Raw genomic sequence first — 12,894 nt, 5'->3', positions numbered from 1 at the left:
GTCCAACCAGAGTGAGGAGCGCAGGTGGTCACGTCGGCCGATCCCCGACTTCGCGAGACCCTTGCGTCCATCGCCCCCGGGACGCCCCTGCGCGACGGGCTGGAGCGCATCCTGCGCGGCCGCACCGGCGCGCTGATCGTCATCGGCCAGGACCGGCTGGTCGACAGCCTGTGCACCGGCGGCTTCGAGCTCGACGTGCCGTTCACGGCCACGGGCCTGCGCGAGCTGGCCAAGATGGACGGCGCGATCATCGTCGACAGCAGCCTCACCCGGATCGCGCGCGCGGCCGTGCACCTGATGCCCGACCAGTCGATCCCCTCCGAGGAGACCGGCACCCGCCACCGCACCGCCGACCGCGTGGCCAAGCAGACCGGCCACCCGGTCATCTCGGTCTCGCAGTCGATGCAGATCATCGCCGCCTACGTCGGCGAGACCCGCCACGTGCTGGAGGACTCCGGCCAGATCCTGTCCCGTGCCAACCAGGCGCTGGCGACCCTCGAGCGCTACAAGCTCCGCCTCGACGAGGTGTCGAGCACGCTGTCGGCCCTGGAGATCGAGGACCTCGTCACGGTCCGCGACGTCGCGGTCGTCGCGCAGCGGCTTGAGATGGTCACCCGGATCGCCCGCGAGATCGAGGACTACGTCCTCGAGCTCGGCACCGACGGCCGCCTGCTCGCCCTCCAGCTCGAGGAGCTGGTCACCGGCGTCGACACCGAGCGCGAGCTGGTGATCCGCGACTACGTCCCGTCCCGGCGCCGCAGCCGCGACCCCCTGGAGCTCCTCGGCAAGCTCGAGCAGCTCTCCGCCACCGACCTGGTCGACCCCTCCGCCGTCGCCAAGGTGCTCGGCATCGGCACGGGCGAGCACCTCGACGGCGCCGTCGCCCCGCGCGGCTACCGCCTGCTCACCAAGGTCCCCCGGCTGCCGTCCAACGTCGTCGAGGGCCTCGTCGACCACTTCGGCACTTTGCAGAAGCTGCTCTCCGCGGGCATCGACGACCTCCAGGCCGTCGAGGGCGTCGGCGAGCTGCGGGCGCGCAGCGTCCGCGAGGGCCTCAGCCGGCTCGCCGAGTCGACCATCCTCGAGCGCTACGTCTGAGTCCGAGCGCGACGGCACCGCGAGGCACGAGCGGGGCCGTCGATCTGCGAGGAGGTCGAGGAGCGTCCGCTCCGGCCCGAGCGCAGCGAGGGGCTGAGCGACGCGTCACGAGACCCCAGGCCGTCGCGAGTGCGATGCGGAGGCCTACGGTCGCTGCACCGAGGCCAGGCGTCTCGTGACGGTTGCTGCGCAACCTCCTCGACGACCGGGCGTTGCTGCGCAACCTCCTCGACGACCGGAGGTCAGTTGACGGGCGTCTTCGACTTCTTCGGCTTGTCCGTCGCCTTCGACGTCGCGGTCGAGCTCGGCGTCACCTCGACCGTCCGCGCCGTGGGCCGGACGAGGGTGAACTCCGCCTCCGCGGGCTCGCCACCCAGGGCGGCGGCGGCGATCGTGTAGTCGCCCGGCAGCACCCATGCCGTCCGCGGCGTGCACCGGGCAGCCGACTCGCGGGCGTTCCAGGTGAGCTCGACGACGGTAGCGACGTCGCGTCGTACGACGACGGACTCGGTCGGCACCACGGCCGGGCACTGCTGGGTGGTCCACAGCTCGTCGGAGCCGTCGGAGATCTTCACCGTGATGCTGTTGCGGGAGACCTGCCAGGTGCAGGCCTCGGACTCCAGGGTCTGCAGCGAGAGGCGGAGCGTCACCTCGTCGCCGGCCTCGGCGCCCTTCGCGACGCTCGGCGTGACGATGACATCGGACGCCTCGCAGGTGCCCTCGGGGGCGGCGAGGGTGGGTGTCGCCGAGGCGCCCTTCCGGCCGGTCGGCGACGCGGTCGTCGTGGCGGTGGCCGTGGACTGGCCGGCGGTCACCGTCTCCGTGGCCTGCACCTGCGCTCCGGCCTGCTCGGCGACGCCGGCGTCCTCGGACCTGCCGTCGCTGCTCCCGGTCAGCCAGCGCGCGATGACGAAGACCAGCGCGAACGCCGTGCCGAGCACGAACACCCGGCGCCGCCAGTAGACGCCGGCCGGTAGCGGTCCGCGCGTCGTACGACCGCGCGTGGGCGCGGGACGACGGGGCGCGGCGGGCATGGGACGACGGTAGTCAGCGCCCGCGCGCGAAGCGGGCTGACCCGCCGGACGGGCCCGAACTCGGACGACATCACACCCGAGGCGACAATGTCCTGCGATGACCGCCGAACCCACCGCCGATCCCGCGACCGACCTCGTCCAGCCGATCCTGGACTGGTACGACGCTAACGCCCGCGACCTCCCGTGGCGCCGGCCCGAGGCGTCGGCCTGGTCGGTGCTGGTCAGCGAGTTCATGTTGCAGCAGACGCCGGTGGTCCGCGTCCTCCCGGTGCACGAGGCCTGGCTGGAGCGGTGGCCGACGCCGGCCGCCCTCGCGGCGGACTCGTCGGGTGAGGCGGTCCGGGCCTGGGGCCGGCTCGGCTATCCGCGCCGGGCGCTGCGCCTGCACGCCGCCGCCACCGCGATCACCGAGCAGCACGGGGGCGAGGTGCCGTCGTCGTACGACGACCTGCTGGCCCTGCCCGGCGTCGGCGACTACACGGCGGCCGCCGTCGCCGCCTTCGCCCACGGGCAGCGGCAGGTGGTGCTCGACACCAACGTGCGACGGGTGCTCGCCCGCGCCGTCAGCGGTGTCGAGTTCCCGCCCCGCTCGGTCACCAGGGCCGAGCGCGACCTGGGCGCCGCGCTGCTGCCGGCCGACCCGCCCACCGCCGCGACCTGGTCGGTCGCGGTCATGGAGCTCGGTGCCCTCGTGTGCACCGCCGACCGGCCGCGCTGTGACAGCTGCCCGGTCAGGGCCGCCTGCGCGTGGCAGGCCGCGGGCGCCCCGGCGTACGACGGACCGCCGCGCCCCGTCCAGGCCTGGGCCGGCACCGACCGCCAGTGCCGGGGCCGGCTGCTCGCGGTGCTGCGCGACGCCCCCGGGGCCGTCGGCAAGGAGCGCCTCGACGCCGCCTGGGACGTGACCGAGCAACGCGAGCGCGCCCTGGGCTCGCTCCTCGACGACGGCCTGGTCGTCCGCACCTCCGACGGGCTCTACGCGCTGCCCTGACCGGCGATCGCGGCGACGGCCCCGGCGAGGTCGACGACCGAGCCGTCGAGCGCGTCGGTCCCCCGCTCCAGCGGCAGGTCGAGGTGCAGCCCCATGAGGGCGGCATCGAGCAGGTTGGCGGCCCGTGGGGCGAGCTCGGCGCTGCAGCCGGCGGAGACCAGCCAGTCGGCGAGGGCCTGCAGCCAGGCCCGGTTGGCGTCCCGGACCACGCCCGCCCACGGCTCGCGGCCGAAGAGGCCGAGCGCCGCCGCCTCGACGTACAGGCGCTGGCACCGCTCGAGCTGGCCGCCGTCGCTCGACGCCCGCCACAGGACGAGCACGGCCTCGCGCACCGACGGCGCGGCCGGCAGCGAGCGCAGGTGGGCGATCGAGCGCTCGTTGGAGGTGTGCAGCACCGCGGCGACCAGGTCGTCCTTGCCGTCGAAGTGGTAGAGCAGCATCCGGTCGCTGGTGCCCAGCGCCGCCGCGAGCGGGCGCAGGCTGAGCTCGATCAGGCCGTGGTCGAGCACGTAGTCGGTGGCGGCCTCGGCGAGCTGGCGCCGGCGCTCCCCGTCCGTGGCCACACGTCCCCCCTCCGCCGATGAGCGCACTCAATGTAGCAGGTGCTACAGTTGTAGCAGTTGCTACATCGAAGGGACATGTCATGGTGATCGCCTGGTCACTCCTGCTCGCCGCCATCGGCGTCGAGGTCGCGGCGAGCGCCGCGCTGCCGCGCACCGAGAGCTTCCGCGACCCGGTCTGGACCGCGGTCGTGCTCGCCGGGTACGCCGCCTCGATCTGGCTGCTCGCCCTGGTCGTCAGGCAGGTCCCGGTCTCGATCGCGTACGCCGTCTGGGCCGGCCTCGGCACGGCCGGCATGGCGGTCGTCGGCTACCTGTTCCTCGACGAGCAGATGGACCCGCTCAAGGTGCTCGCCCTCGCGCTCGTCGTCGGCGGCGTCGTCCTGCTCAACCTCTCCGGCGCGCACTGACGCGCTCCGCGCGCCCGCGAAAAGCACACCGACCCGCCCGGAGGACCGGGCGGGTCGGTGTGGTGGATCGGGTCAGGCGGTCTCGGAGTCGTCGGGCGCGATCTCCGCGCCCTCGGCCGGGGCCTTGCCCTCGACGACCGTCTCGAGCGGCGGCAGGTCCGGCAGCTCGCCGACCTTCTGGCCCTCGAAGGTGAACTTGGCGTTGGCACCCTCGCCCTCGACGCCCACGAGCACGATCTGGCCCGGGCCGACCTCGCCGTAGAGCATCTTCTCGGCGAGGATGTCCTCGATCTCGCGCTGGACGGTACGACGCAGCGGGCGGGCGCCCAGGACCGGGTCGAAGCCCCGCTCGGCGAGCAGGTTCTTCGCGGCCTGGGTGAGCTCGATCCGCATGTCGCGGTCCTTCAGGCGGACCTCCACCGCGGCGATCATGTTGTCGACCATCGCGATGATCTGCTCCTGCGACAGCGGCGGGAACACGATGATCTCGTCGACACGGTTGAGGAACTCGGGACGGAAGTGCTGCTTCAGCTCCTCCGAGACCTTGCCCTTCATCCGCTCGTAGGAGCCCGCGGCGTCGCCAGCCTGGTTGAAGCCCAGGTTGATGCCCTTGGCGATGTCGCGCGTGCCGAGGTTGGTGGTCATGATGATGACGCAGTTCTTGAAGTCCACGACCCGGCCCTGGGAGTCGGTCAGGCGACCTTCCTCCAGGATCTGCAGCAGGCTGTTGAAGATGTCGGGGTGGGCCTTCTCGACCTCGTCGAAGAGCACGACCGAGAACGGCTTGCGGCGCACCTTCTCGGTGAGCTGGCCGCCCTCCTCGTAGCCGACATAGCCCGGAGGCGAGCCGAAGAGCCGCGAGACGGTGTGCTTCTCGCCGAACTCCGACATGTCGAGCTGGATGAGCGCGTCCTCGTCGCCGAAGAGGAACTCCGCGAGCGTCTTGGACAGCCACGTCTTACCGACGCCGGACGGGCCGGCGAAGATGAACGAGCCACCGGGACGCTTCGGGTCCTTCAGCCCCGCGCGGGTACGACGGATCGCCCGCGACAGCGCCTTGACCGCCTCGTCCTGGCCGATGACGCGCTTGTGGAGCTCGTCCTCCATCTTGAGCAGGCGGGTGGACTCCTCCTCGGAGAGCTTCACGATCGGGATGCCCGTCGCGACCGCCAGCACCTCGGCGATCAGCTCCTCGTCGACCTCGGCGACCTCGTCCATGTCGCCCGAGCGCCACTGCTTCTCACGCTCGGACTTGGCGAGGATCAGCTGCTTCTCCTCGTCGCGCAGGCGGGCCGCGGCCTCGAAGTCCTGCCCGTCGATGGCCGCCTCCTTGCGCTGGCGGACCTCGCCGATCTTGTCGTCGTACTCGCGCAGGTCGGCGGGCGCCGTCATCCGGCGGATCCGCAGGCGCGAGCCGGCCTCGTCGATCAGGTCGATGGCCTTGTCCGGCAGGAAGCGGTCGGAGATGTAGCGGTCGGCGAGGGTGGCCGCGGAGACCAGCGCCTCGTCGGTGATGGTCACCCGGTGGTGCGCCTCGTAGCGGTCGCGGATGCCCTTGAGCATCTCGATCGTGTCGGCGATCGAGGGCTCGGGCACCTGGATCGGCTGGAAGCGGCGCTCGAGCGCGGCGTCCTTCTCGAGGTACTTGCGGTACTCGTCGAGGGTGGTCGCGCCGATGGTCTGCAGCTCGCCGCGGGCCAGCATCGGCTTGAGGATGCTGGCGGCGTCGATGGCGCCCTCGGCCGCACCGGCACCGACGAGGGTGTGGATCTCGTCGATGAACAGCACGATGTCGCCGCGGGTGCGGATCTCCTTGAGCACCTTCTTGAGGCGCTCCTCGAAGTCACCGCGGTAGCGGGAGCCGGCGACCAGCGCACCCAGGTCGAGGGTGTAGATCTGCTTGTCCTTGAGCGTCTCGGGCACGTTGCCCTTGACGATGTCCTGGGCCAGGCCCTCGACGATCGAGGTCTTGCCGACGCCGGGCTCACCGATGAGCACGGGGTTGTTCTTGGTGCGGCGCGAGAGCACCTGCATGACCCGCTCGATCTGCGCGGCACGGCCGATGATCGGGTCGAGCTTGCCCTCGCGGGCGTCCTGGGTCAGGTTGCGGCCGAACTGGTCGAGCACCAGCGACGACGACGGGGCGTCGCCACCGCTCGTGGAGCCCGAGGTCGACGCGGCGGCGCCGGTCTCCTTGCCCTGGAAGCCGGAGAGCAGCTGGATGACCTGCTGGCGGACGCGGTTGAGGTCGGCGCCGAGCTTCTGCAGCACCTGGGCGGCGACGCCCTCGCCCTCGCGGATCAGGCCGAGCAGGATGTGCTCGGTGCCGATGTAGGAGTGGCCGAGCTGCAGCGCCTCGCGCAGGGACAGCTCGAGGACCTTCTTGGCGCGCGGGGTGAAGGGGATGTGGCCGGACGGCGCCTGCTGGCCCTGGCCGATGATCTCCTCGACCTGCGCGCGCACGGCCTCGAGGGAGATGTCGAGCGACTCCAGCGCCTTCGCGGCGACGCCCTCGCCCTCGTGGATGAGGCCGAGCAGGATGTGCTCGGTCCCGATGTAGTTGTGGGAGAGCATGCGGGCCTCTTCCTGGGCCAGCACGACCACCCGGCGGGCTCGGTCAGTGAACCGCTCGAACATTGCACGCTCCTCACACGTCCTGGGGTGTTCACGGGATACAACCCCGCTCACACCCTACGCGTTCCGCCGAAACGGATCCGGGCCGTCCGCTGTCAGCGAACAGCCCGGATCAGGTCGGCACGGGAGGGTCTCAGTGGGCGGCGTCGTACGCCTCGCGCACGTCGGCGGGGATGCGGCCGCGCTCGGGCACCGCGTGGCCGTTGTCGCGGGCCCACTCGCGGATCTCCTTCGCCGAGGCGCCGGCTCCCGAGGAGGCAGCAGCCCGGCCGCCGCCGCGCTTCGCGCCACCGCCGCCGCGACCCACCTTGCGGCCGTGCCCGACGTAGGGCGCCAGGGCGTCGCGCAGGGCGGCGGCGTTGTCGTCGTTCAGGTCGATCTCGTAGCTGGCGCCGTCGAGGCCGAAGGCCACGGTCTGCGTCGCATCGCTGCCGTCGATGTCGTCCACCAGGACGATGTTGACGCGCTGGGCCATGATTTTCTCCTCGATATTCGCGATATCCGACGATTCGGATATTTGGATAATCGGATATTAACGAAATTCGGGAATGGGGCAAGCGCGCCACCTCGAACAGCGAAAGGTATTTCCGACTAACGCCCGGCGCCGATTCCGTGTCAGGCTGGCAGGGTCATGAGTGCGCGGGAGGGGACGGTGCTGCGCACCGACATCCAGGGCCTGCGCGCTCTCGCCGTCGCGCTCGTGGTCGTCTACCACCTGCACGCCGCGGCGGTGCCGGGCGGGTTCGTCGGCGTCGACGTCTTCTTCGTGATCTCCGGCTTCCTGATCACCGCCCACCTGGTGGCCCGGCCGCCGCGCAGCGCCCGGGACCTCGGCGCCTTCTGGGGGCGCCGGATCCGCCGCCTGCTGCCGGCCTCGCTGCTCGTGCTGGTCGCCAGCCTGGTCGCGACCCGCCTGCTGGCCCCGGAGACGATGTGGGCCGCGACCGCCTCCGACGCCCGCGCCGCCGCGCTCTACGTCGTGAACTGGGCGCTGGCCGGGCGGGCCGTCGACTACCTCGCCTCCGACGACGCCCCGACCGCGGTGCAGCACTTCTGGTCGCTCTCGGTCGAGGAGCAGTTCTACTTCCTGTGGCCACTGCTCGTGGCCGGCGTCGTGCTGCTCGCGCGCCGGCGCGGGGTCAGCACCCGCACCGCGCTCGTGGCCGCCTTCGCGGTGGTCACCGCGGCGTCCTTCGCCTGGTCGGTGCACCTGACCCGGGTCAACCCGGCCGCGGCGTACTTCGTGACGCCCGCGCGGGTGTGGGAGCTCGCCGCCGGTGGACTCGTCGCGGCCTGGCTGACCGACCGGCACCAGCGCGGCAAGCGGGCCGCCGAGCGCTCCCCCGGCGCCCTGCCCGCACTGGGCGCGTGGACCGGCCTCGCCCTCATCGGGCTCGCGGCGGCGACGTACTCGGCCGCCACGCCCTTCCCCGGCCACCACGCCGCGCTCCCCGTGCTCGGCGCGGTGCTGCTCATCGCCTGCGGCGCCCCCCGCGAGAGCCGTCTGGGGCCCGGCCGCCTCATGGCGCTGCGGCCGGTGCAGTGGCTCGGCGACGTGTCCTACTCGGTCTACCTGTGGCACTGGCCGCTCGTGGTCATCACCGTCGCCGTGACCGGTCACGAGATCGGTCCCCGCACCGGCGCGGCCGTCCTGGTCGCGACCCTGCTGCTCGCCGCCGGCACCGAGCGCCTCGTCGAGCGGCCCTTCCGGGCGCCGCGGCTCTCGCTGCAGGTCCGGCGGACCTACGCCGTCGGCGCGCTCGCGATGGGCGTGGTGGTCGCGCTCGCCTCCGTCCAGCTGGTCGAGGTGCAGCGCCGCTCCGACGAGGCCGCCCGGCAGCTCGCGGCCGCCCTCCAGGACGGCGGGCCGTGCTTCGGCGCGGCCGCGGTCGGGCGCCGCTGCCCCGAGGCGTCGTACGACGACCTGGTGCCCGCCGCCGCGGTCGCGGCCGACGACAAGGCCGAGGCCTACGGCGACGTCGGTCCGCGCAGCTGCTGGAGCGCGGAGCCCGACTTCGCCGACGTCCCGTGCACCTTCGGCGACGCGGACGGCACGGTGACGGTCGCCCTCTTCGGCAACTCCCACGCCGGCCAGTGGCTGCCCGCGCTGCAGGCGCTCGCCCAGGACCACGGCTGGCGGATCGAGACCCGGCTCGCCTCCCGCTGCGCGAGCGCCGACATCGAGCAGGACTTCGACGAGCCGGAGGCCGTCGGGACCTGCGCCGACTGGGTACGACGGACGGCCGCCGAGCTGGTGGAGACCAAGCCGGACCTCGTGGTCGTCTCCAACCGGATGCAGGCGCAGGCCGTCGGTCTCGACGACGCGGGGACCGCGGAGGCCTACCGCGAGGGCTACGCCCGGGTGCTCGGCGGGATCGCCGACGCCGGGATCCCGGTGCTCGCCATCCGCGACACCCCGGCCCCGGGGCGCAGCATCCCCGACTGCGTCGCCTCGGAGCGCGACGACTACGACGCCTGCGCCGGACCCCGCCGGACCTGGCTGCCCGAGGACCCGGTGGTCGACGTCGTGGCGGCGGCCCACGACCCGCTGCTGCGCCTGGTCGACCTCACCGACCGGTTCTGCGGCCGCACCGAGTGCCGGGCCGTCAACGGCAACGTGATCACCTACTTCGACGGGCACCACATCACGGCGACGTACGCGCACACGCTGGCGCCGTACCTCGAGCCGGCCGTGCTCGACGCCCTGGCCGCGGGCCGGTCGCGGCCCAGCTGACGTCGGGGCAGCCGCGTCGCGGCGCCGACGGGTGACGTCAGGTGTTGCGGGCGTAGACCAGACCGAGCCCCCGCAGGGTCAGCCACGGCGCGTGGTCGGTGAAGCAGCGGCACTCGTCGATCACGAGCGGCGCGAGGTAGCCGGTGGCGATCACGGCGACGTCCTCGACCGGGGCGCCGAGGGCGGCGACGAGGCGCTCGACCATGCCCTCGACCTGGCTGGCGACGCCGAAGACCATGCCCGACTGCAGGGCCTCGACGGTGTTCTTGCCGATGACGCCGCGCGGGCGGACCAGCTCGACCATGCGCAGCTGGGCGCCGCCGCGGCTGAGCGCGTCGAGGGAGATCTCGATGCCGGGGGTGATCGCGCCACCGACGTACCGTCCGGCCGCGTCGACCACGTCGAAGGTGGTGGCGGTGCCGCCGAAGTCGACGACGATGGCGGGGCCGGAGTAGTCCGACGCGGCGGCGAGCGCGTTGATGATCCGGTCGCTGCCGACCTCGCGCGGGTTGTCGACGACGATCGGGACGCCGGTGCGGATGCCCGGCTCGACGATCACCCGCGGGACGTCGCCGAAGTGCGCGGCCAGCATCTCGCGCCACGCATTGAGCACCGAGGGCACGGTCGAGCAGACGGCGACACCGCTGACGGTGTCCTCCTCGCGGCCGAGCAGGCCGCGCAGCAGCACGCCCCACTCGTCGGCGGTGCGGTGCTCGTTGGTGGAGACCCGCCAGTCGGCGACGACCTCACCGTCCTCGAGCAGCCCGAGGACGGTGTGGGCGTTGCCGATGTCGGCGGCGAGCAGGCTCATGGCTCAGCCTCCGGTGGTCCGGAAGTCCAGCCCGAGGTCGAACACGTTGACCGAGTGCGTGAGCGCGCCGACGGAGATGAAGTCGACCCCCGTCTCCGCCACCTCGCGGGCCCGCTCGAGGGTCAACCCGCCGGACGCCTCGAGGGTGGCGTGCCCGCCGGCGGCGGCGTTGATCCGCACTGCCTCGGCCATGTCGGTGGTCGACATGTTGTCGAGCAGGACCTCGGTGCAGCCGGCGGCCAGCACGGCGCGCAGCTCGTCGAGGTCCATCACCTCGACCTCGACCCGCAGGCCCGGGTTGGCCGCGACGACCGCCTCGTACGCCGCCACCACGCCACCGGCGGCGACCGCGTGGTTGTCCTTCACCATGGCCCGGTCGACGAGGCTGAAGCGGTGGTTGACGCCACCGCCGCAGCGCACGGCGTACTTCTGCAGCGCGCGCCAGCCGGGGAGTGTCTTACGGGTGTCGAGGACGCGGGCGCGGGTGCCGGCGAGCGCCTCGACCCACTGCGCGGTCGCGGTCGCGACGCCGGACAGGTGCGAGGCGAAGTTGAGGGCGGTCCGCTCGGCGGTCAGCACGCCCTGCACGGGACCGGAGACCGTCAGCACGACGTCGCCGGGCTCCACGTGGGTGCCGTCCGGCACCCGGCCGGTGACCTTGACGGTGTCGCCGAGCGCGTAGGCGAAGGCGAGCTCGGCGATCGCGAGGCCCGCGACCACACCGGGCTCGCGGGCGGCGAAGTCGGCGACCGCCTCGCCCATGTCGGGCATCGCCGCGCTGGTCACGTCGTCGGCGCCACCGGGCAGGTCCTCCTCGAAGGCGAGCACGACGTGGTCGTAGACGGCCCGCGGGTCCAGCCCCGCGGCGGCGATCTCCTCGACGAGCGCGGCCGGCAGGGCGTCGTACGGCGTCCGGGCGATCACGGCGCCACCACCCCGGCGACGGGGCCGACGGATGGATCGGTCTGCGGCGACGGCACGAACTCCGCGGCGACGGCGCCGTCGGCCATCCGGACGTCGAAGTGGCCCGCGTACAGGTCGTCGTCGCGCTCGGCGAAGTCCTCACGCCAGTGCGAGCCGCGGGTCTCCTGGCGGAGCCGGGCGGTCATGGTGAGGGCGGTCGCGATGGTGAGCAGGTTGCTGGTCTCCCACGACTCCTGGTCGACGGCGGTGGCGGCCCGGCCCGCGAGCCCGGCCAGCACGTCCGCGCCCGCGGTGAGCCCGGCCGCGGAGCGGAGCACGCCGGCACGCGACGTCATCGTCTCCTGCAGCTCCTTGCGGGCAGCACCGGCGATCAGGCCCGGCGCGCGCTCGTCGGCCGACGGCTCGCGCCACTCCCCGAGCTCACCGGGCAGCACCTTCGCGATGCGGCGGGAGAACACCAGCCCGTCGAGCAGGGAGTTCGACGCGAGGCGGTTGGCGCCGTGGACGCCGGAGCAGGCGACCTCGCCGCTGGCGTAGAGACCCGGCAGGTCGCTGCGCCCGTCCAGGTCCGTGTGGACGCCGCCCGACACGTAGTGGCACGCCGGCGCGACGGGGATCAGGTCGACCACCGGGTCGACGCCGTGCGAGCGGGCGGTGGCGAGGATCGTCGGGAAGCGGCGCTCCCAGAACTCGGCGCCGAGGTGGCGGGCGTCGAGCCACATGTGCGGGCGGCCGGTGTCGAGCATCCGCTTCATGATCGCCTTGGCGACGACGTCGCGCGGGGCGAGGTCGGCGAGCTCGTGGACGCCCTGCATGAACCGGTTGCCGTCGTCGTCGACGAGGAAGGCGCCCTCGCCGCGGACCGCCTCCGAGATCAGCGGCTGCTGGCCACGCGAGTCGGGGCCGAGGTACATCACGGTCGGGTGGAACTGCACGAACTCCAGGTCGCGCACGGTCGCACCGGCCCGCAGCGCGAGCGCCATGCCGTCGCCCGTCGAGACCGCCGGGTTGGTGGTCTGCGAGAAGACCTGCCCGAAGCCGCCGCTGGCCAGCACCACGGCCCGGCACAGGACGGCGCCGACGCCGTCGCGCTCGCCCTCGCCGATGACGTGCAGGGTCAGCCCCGCGACACCGGTCGCGCCCGAGGAGTCCTCGCCGAGCAGGAGGTCGACGGCCAGCGCGTGCTGGATGACCTCGATGTCGGGGGCGGCCTGGACGGCGGCGATGAGGGCCCGCTGGATCTCGGCACCCGTGGCATCGCCGCCGGCGTGCGCGATCCGGTCGCGGTGGTGCCCGCCCTCCCGGGTCAGCGACAGCTCGCCGTCGGCCGTGTGGTCGAAGTTGGTGCCGAGGGCGATCAGCTCGCGGACCGCCTCGGGGCCCTCGTTGACCAGGATCCGCACGGAGTCGAGGTCGCAGGCGCCGGCGCCCGCGACGAGGGTGTCGAGCTCGTGCTCCTCCGGTGTGTCGCCGTCACCGAGCGCGGCGGCGATGCCGCCCTGCGCCCACTGGGTCGAGCCGGCGGCCAGCACGTCCTTCGTGACGACCAGGACCTTGCCGACCTCCTTGCGCAGACGCAGTGCAGCGGTCAGCCCGGCGATGCCGGAGCCGACGATGACGACGTCGGCGCGGGTCGTCCACCCCGGGCTCGGCGCGGTGAGGCGCCCGGGCAGGCGCTGCTGGTCCTGTGGCATCCGA

The 12,894-nt window shown here is 73.0% G+C and carries 11 protein-coding genes; 4 read left to right on the top strand and 7 right to left on the bottom strand.

The genetic code is table 11. The features are described 5' to 3' along the window. Positions 1 to 24 precede the first annotated feature (24 nt). Positions 25 to 1,098, top strand: coding sequence for a DNA integrity scanning diadenylate cyclase DisA (gene disA, locus BJ993_RS12935; protein ID WP_036550086.1), 1,074 nt, complete (start codon positions 25 to 27; stop codon positions 1,096 to 1,098). A gap of 242 nt (positions 1,099 to 1,340) precedes the next feature. Here disA and BJ993_RS12930 read toward each other — a convergent pair whose 3' ends face one another. After that, positions 1,341 to 2,132, bottom strand: coding sequence for a hypothetical protein (locus BJ993_RS12930; protein ID WP_179649097.1), 792 nt, complete (start codon positions 2,130 to 2,132; stop codon positions 1,341 to 1,343). 97 nt (positions 2,133 to 2,229) lie between these two features. Between BJ993_RS12930 and BJ993_RS12925 the strand changes: the two genes are divergently transcribed. After that, positions 2,230 to 3,123 carry an HhH-GPD family protein gene (locus BJ993_RS12925; protein WP_179649096.1) on the top strand — a complete coding sequence of 298 codons (894 nt, stop codon included), beginning with the start codon at positions 2,230 to 2,232 and terminating at the stop codon, positions 3,121 to 3,123. On the opposite strand, the gene BJ993_RS12920 is transcribed toward BJ993_RS12925, so the two are convergent. Continuing rightward, on the bottom strand, positions 3,108 to 3,686 hold the full coding sequence (locus BJ993_RS12920) for a TetR/AcrR family transcriptional regulator (protein WP_179649095.1): 579 nt from the start codon (positions 3,684 to 3,686) through the stop codon (positions 3,108 to 3,110). The genes BJ993_RS12925 and BJ993_RS12920 overlap by 16 nt on opposite strands. A gap of 80 nt (positions 3,687 to 3,766) precedes the next feature. Here BJ993_RS12920 and BJ993_RS12915 point away from each other — a divergent pair, with 80 nt between their 5' ends. Then, positions 3,767 to 4,093 carry a DMT family transporter gene (locus tag BJ993_RS12915; RefSeq protein ID WP_036550075.1) on the top strand — a complete coding sequence of 109 codons (327 nt, stop codon included), beginning with the start codon at positions 3,767 to 3,769 and terminating at the stop codon, positions 4,091 to 4,093. Between the two features lie 72 nt (positions 4,094 to 4,165). Here the strand turns inward: BJ993_RS12915 and BJ993_RS12910 are convergent, their stop codons facing one another. Next, complete coding sequence (locus BJ993_RS12910) at positions 4,166 to 6,730, bottom strand: ATP-dependent Clp protease ATP-binding subunit (RefSeq protein WP_036550071.1); 2,565 nt, start codon at positions 6,728 to 6,730, stop codon at positions 4,166 to 4,168. A 130-nt stretch (positions 6,731 to 6,860) separates the two neighbouring features. After that, on the bottom strand, positions 6,861 to 7,202 hold the full coding sequence (locus BJ993_RS12905; RefSeq protein ID WP_036550068.1) for a histone-like nucleoid-structuring protein Lsr2: 342 nt from the start codon (positions 7,200 to 7,202) through the stop codon (positions 6,861 to 6,863). A gap of 156 nt (positions 7,203 to 7,358) precedes the next feature. Here BJ993_RS12905 and BJ993_RS12900 point away from each other — a divergent pair, with 156 nt between their 5' ends. Beyond that, positions 7,359 to 9,461 (top strand): acyltransferase family protein, encoded by a 2,103-nt coding sequence (locus BJ993_RS12900; RefSeq protein WP_179649094.1) that lies wholly within the window; start codon positions 7,359 to 7,361, stop codon positions 9,459 to 9,461. A 37-nt stretch (positions 9,462 to 9,498) separates the two neighbouring features. On the opposite strand, the gene BJ993_RS12895 is transcribed toward BJ993_RS12900, so the two are convergent. The 3 genes from BJ993_RS12895 to BJ993_RS12885 are packed head-to-tail and all read right to left on the bottom strand — an operon-like array spanning position 9,499 to position 12,890. Then, positions 9,499 to 10,272, bottom strand: coding sequence for a type III pantothenate kinase (locus BJ993_RS12895; RefSeq protein WP_179649093.1), 774 nt, complete (start codon positions 10,270 to 10,272; stop codon positions 9,499 to 9,501). Positions 10,273 to 10,275: 3 nt separating this feature from the next. Beyond that, positions 10,276 to 11,196 carry a carboxylating nicotinate-nucleotide diphosphorylase gene (nadC, locus tag BJ993_RS12890; protein ID WP_308645561.1) on the bottom strand — a complete coding sequence of 307 codons (921 nt, stop codon included), beginning with the start codon at positions 11,194 to 11,196 and terminating at the stop codon, positions 10,276 to 10,278. Next, the gene (locus tag BJ993_RS12885; protein WP_179649092.1) at positions 11,193 to 12,890 is read right to left on the bottom strand and encodes an L-aspartate oxidase; all 1,698 of its coding nucleotides are present in this window, start codon (positions 12,888 to 12,890) and stop codon (positions 11,193 to 11,195) included. The genes nadC and BJ993_RS12885 overlap by 4 nt, the downstream gene beginning before the upstream one ends. Positions 12,891 to 12,894 lie beyond the last annotated feature (4 nt).

Source organism: Nocardioides aromaticivorans (genome assembly GCF_013408525.1).
Classification (GTDB): Bacteria; Actinomycetota; Actinomycetes; order Propionibacteriales; family Nocardioidaceae; genus Nocardioides; species Nocardioides aromaticivorans.
The sequence above is the reverse complement of the archived record's forward strand: the minus strand, read 5'-3'. Positions and strand labels throughout refer to the sequence as shown.

What these genes read in the sequence shown, in the direction of transcription:
- BJ993_RS12910 (WP_036550071.1), bottom strand. Translation starts at nt 6,730, where the DNA reads ATGTTCGAGCGGTTCACTGACCGAGCCCGCCGGGTGGTCGTGCTGGCC.
- BJ993_RS12925 (WP_179649096.1), top strand. Translation starts at nt 2,230, where the DNA reads ATGACCGCCGAACCCACCGCCGATCCCGCGACCGACCTCGTCCAGCCG.
- BJ993_RS12900 (WP_179649094.1), top strand. Translation starts at nt 7,359, where the DNA reads ATGAGTGCGCGGGAGGGGACGGTGCTGCGCACCGACATCCAGGGCCTG.
- BJ993_RS12930 (WP_179649097.1), bottom strand. Translation starts at nt 2,132, where the DNA reads ATGCCCGCCGCGCCCCGTCGTCCCGCGCCCACGCGCGGTCGTACGACG.
- BJ993_RS12905 (WP_036550068.1), bottom strand. Translation starts at nt 7,202, where the DNA reads ATGGCCCAGCGCGTCAACATCGTCCTGGTGGACGACATCGACGGCAGC.
- BJ993_RS12915 (WP_036550075.1), top strand. Translation starts at nt 3,767, where the DNA reads ATGGTGATCGCCTGGTCACTCCTGCTCGCCGCCATCGGCGTCGAGGTC.
- BJ993_RS12895 (WP_179649093.1), bottom strand. Translation starts at nt 10,272, where the DNA reads ATGAGCCTGCTCGCCGCCGACATCGGCAACGCCCACACCGTCCTCGGG.
- BJ993_RS12885 (WP_179649092.1), bottom strand. Translation starts at nt 12,890, where the DNA reads ATGCCACAGGACCAGCAGCGCCTGCCCGGGCGCCTCACCGCGCCGAGC.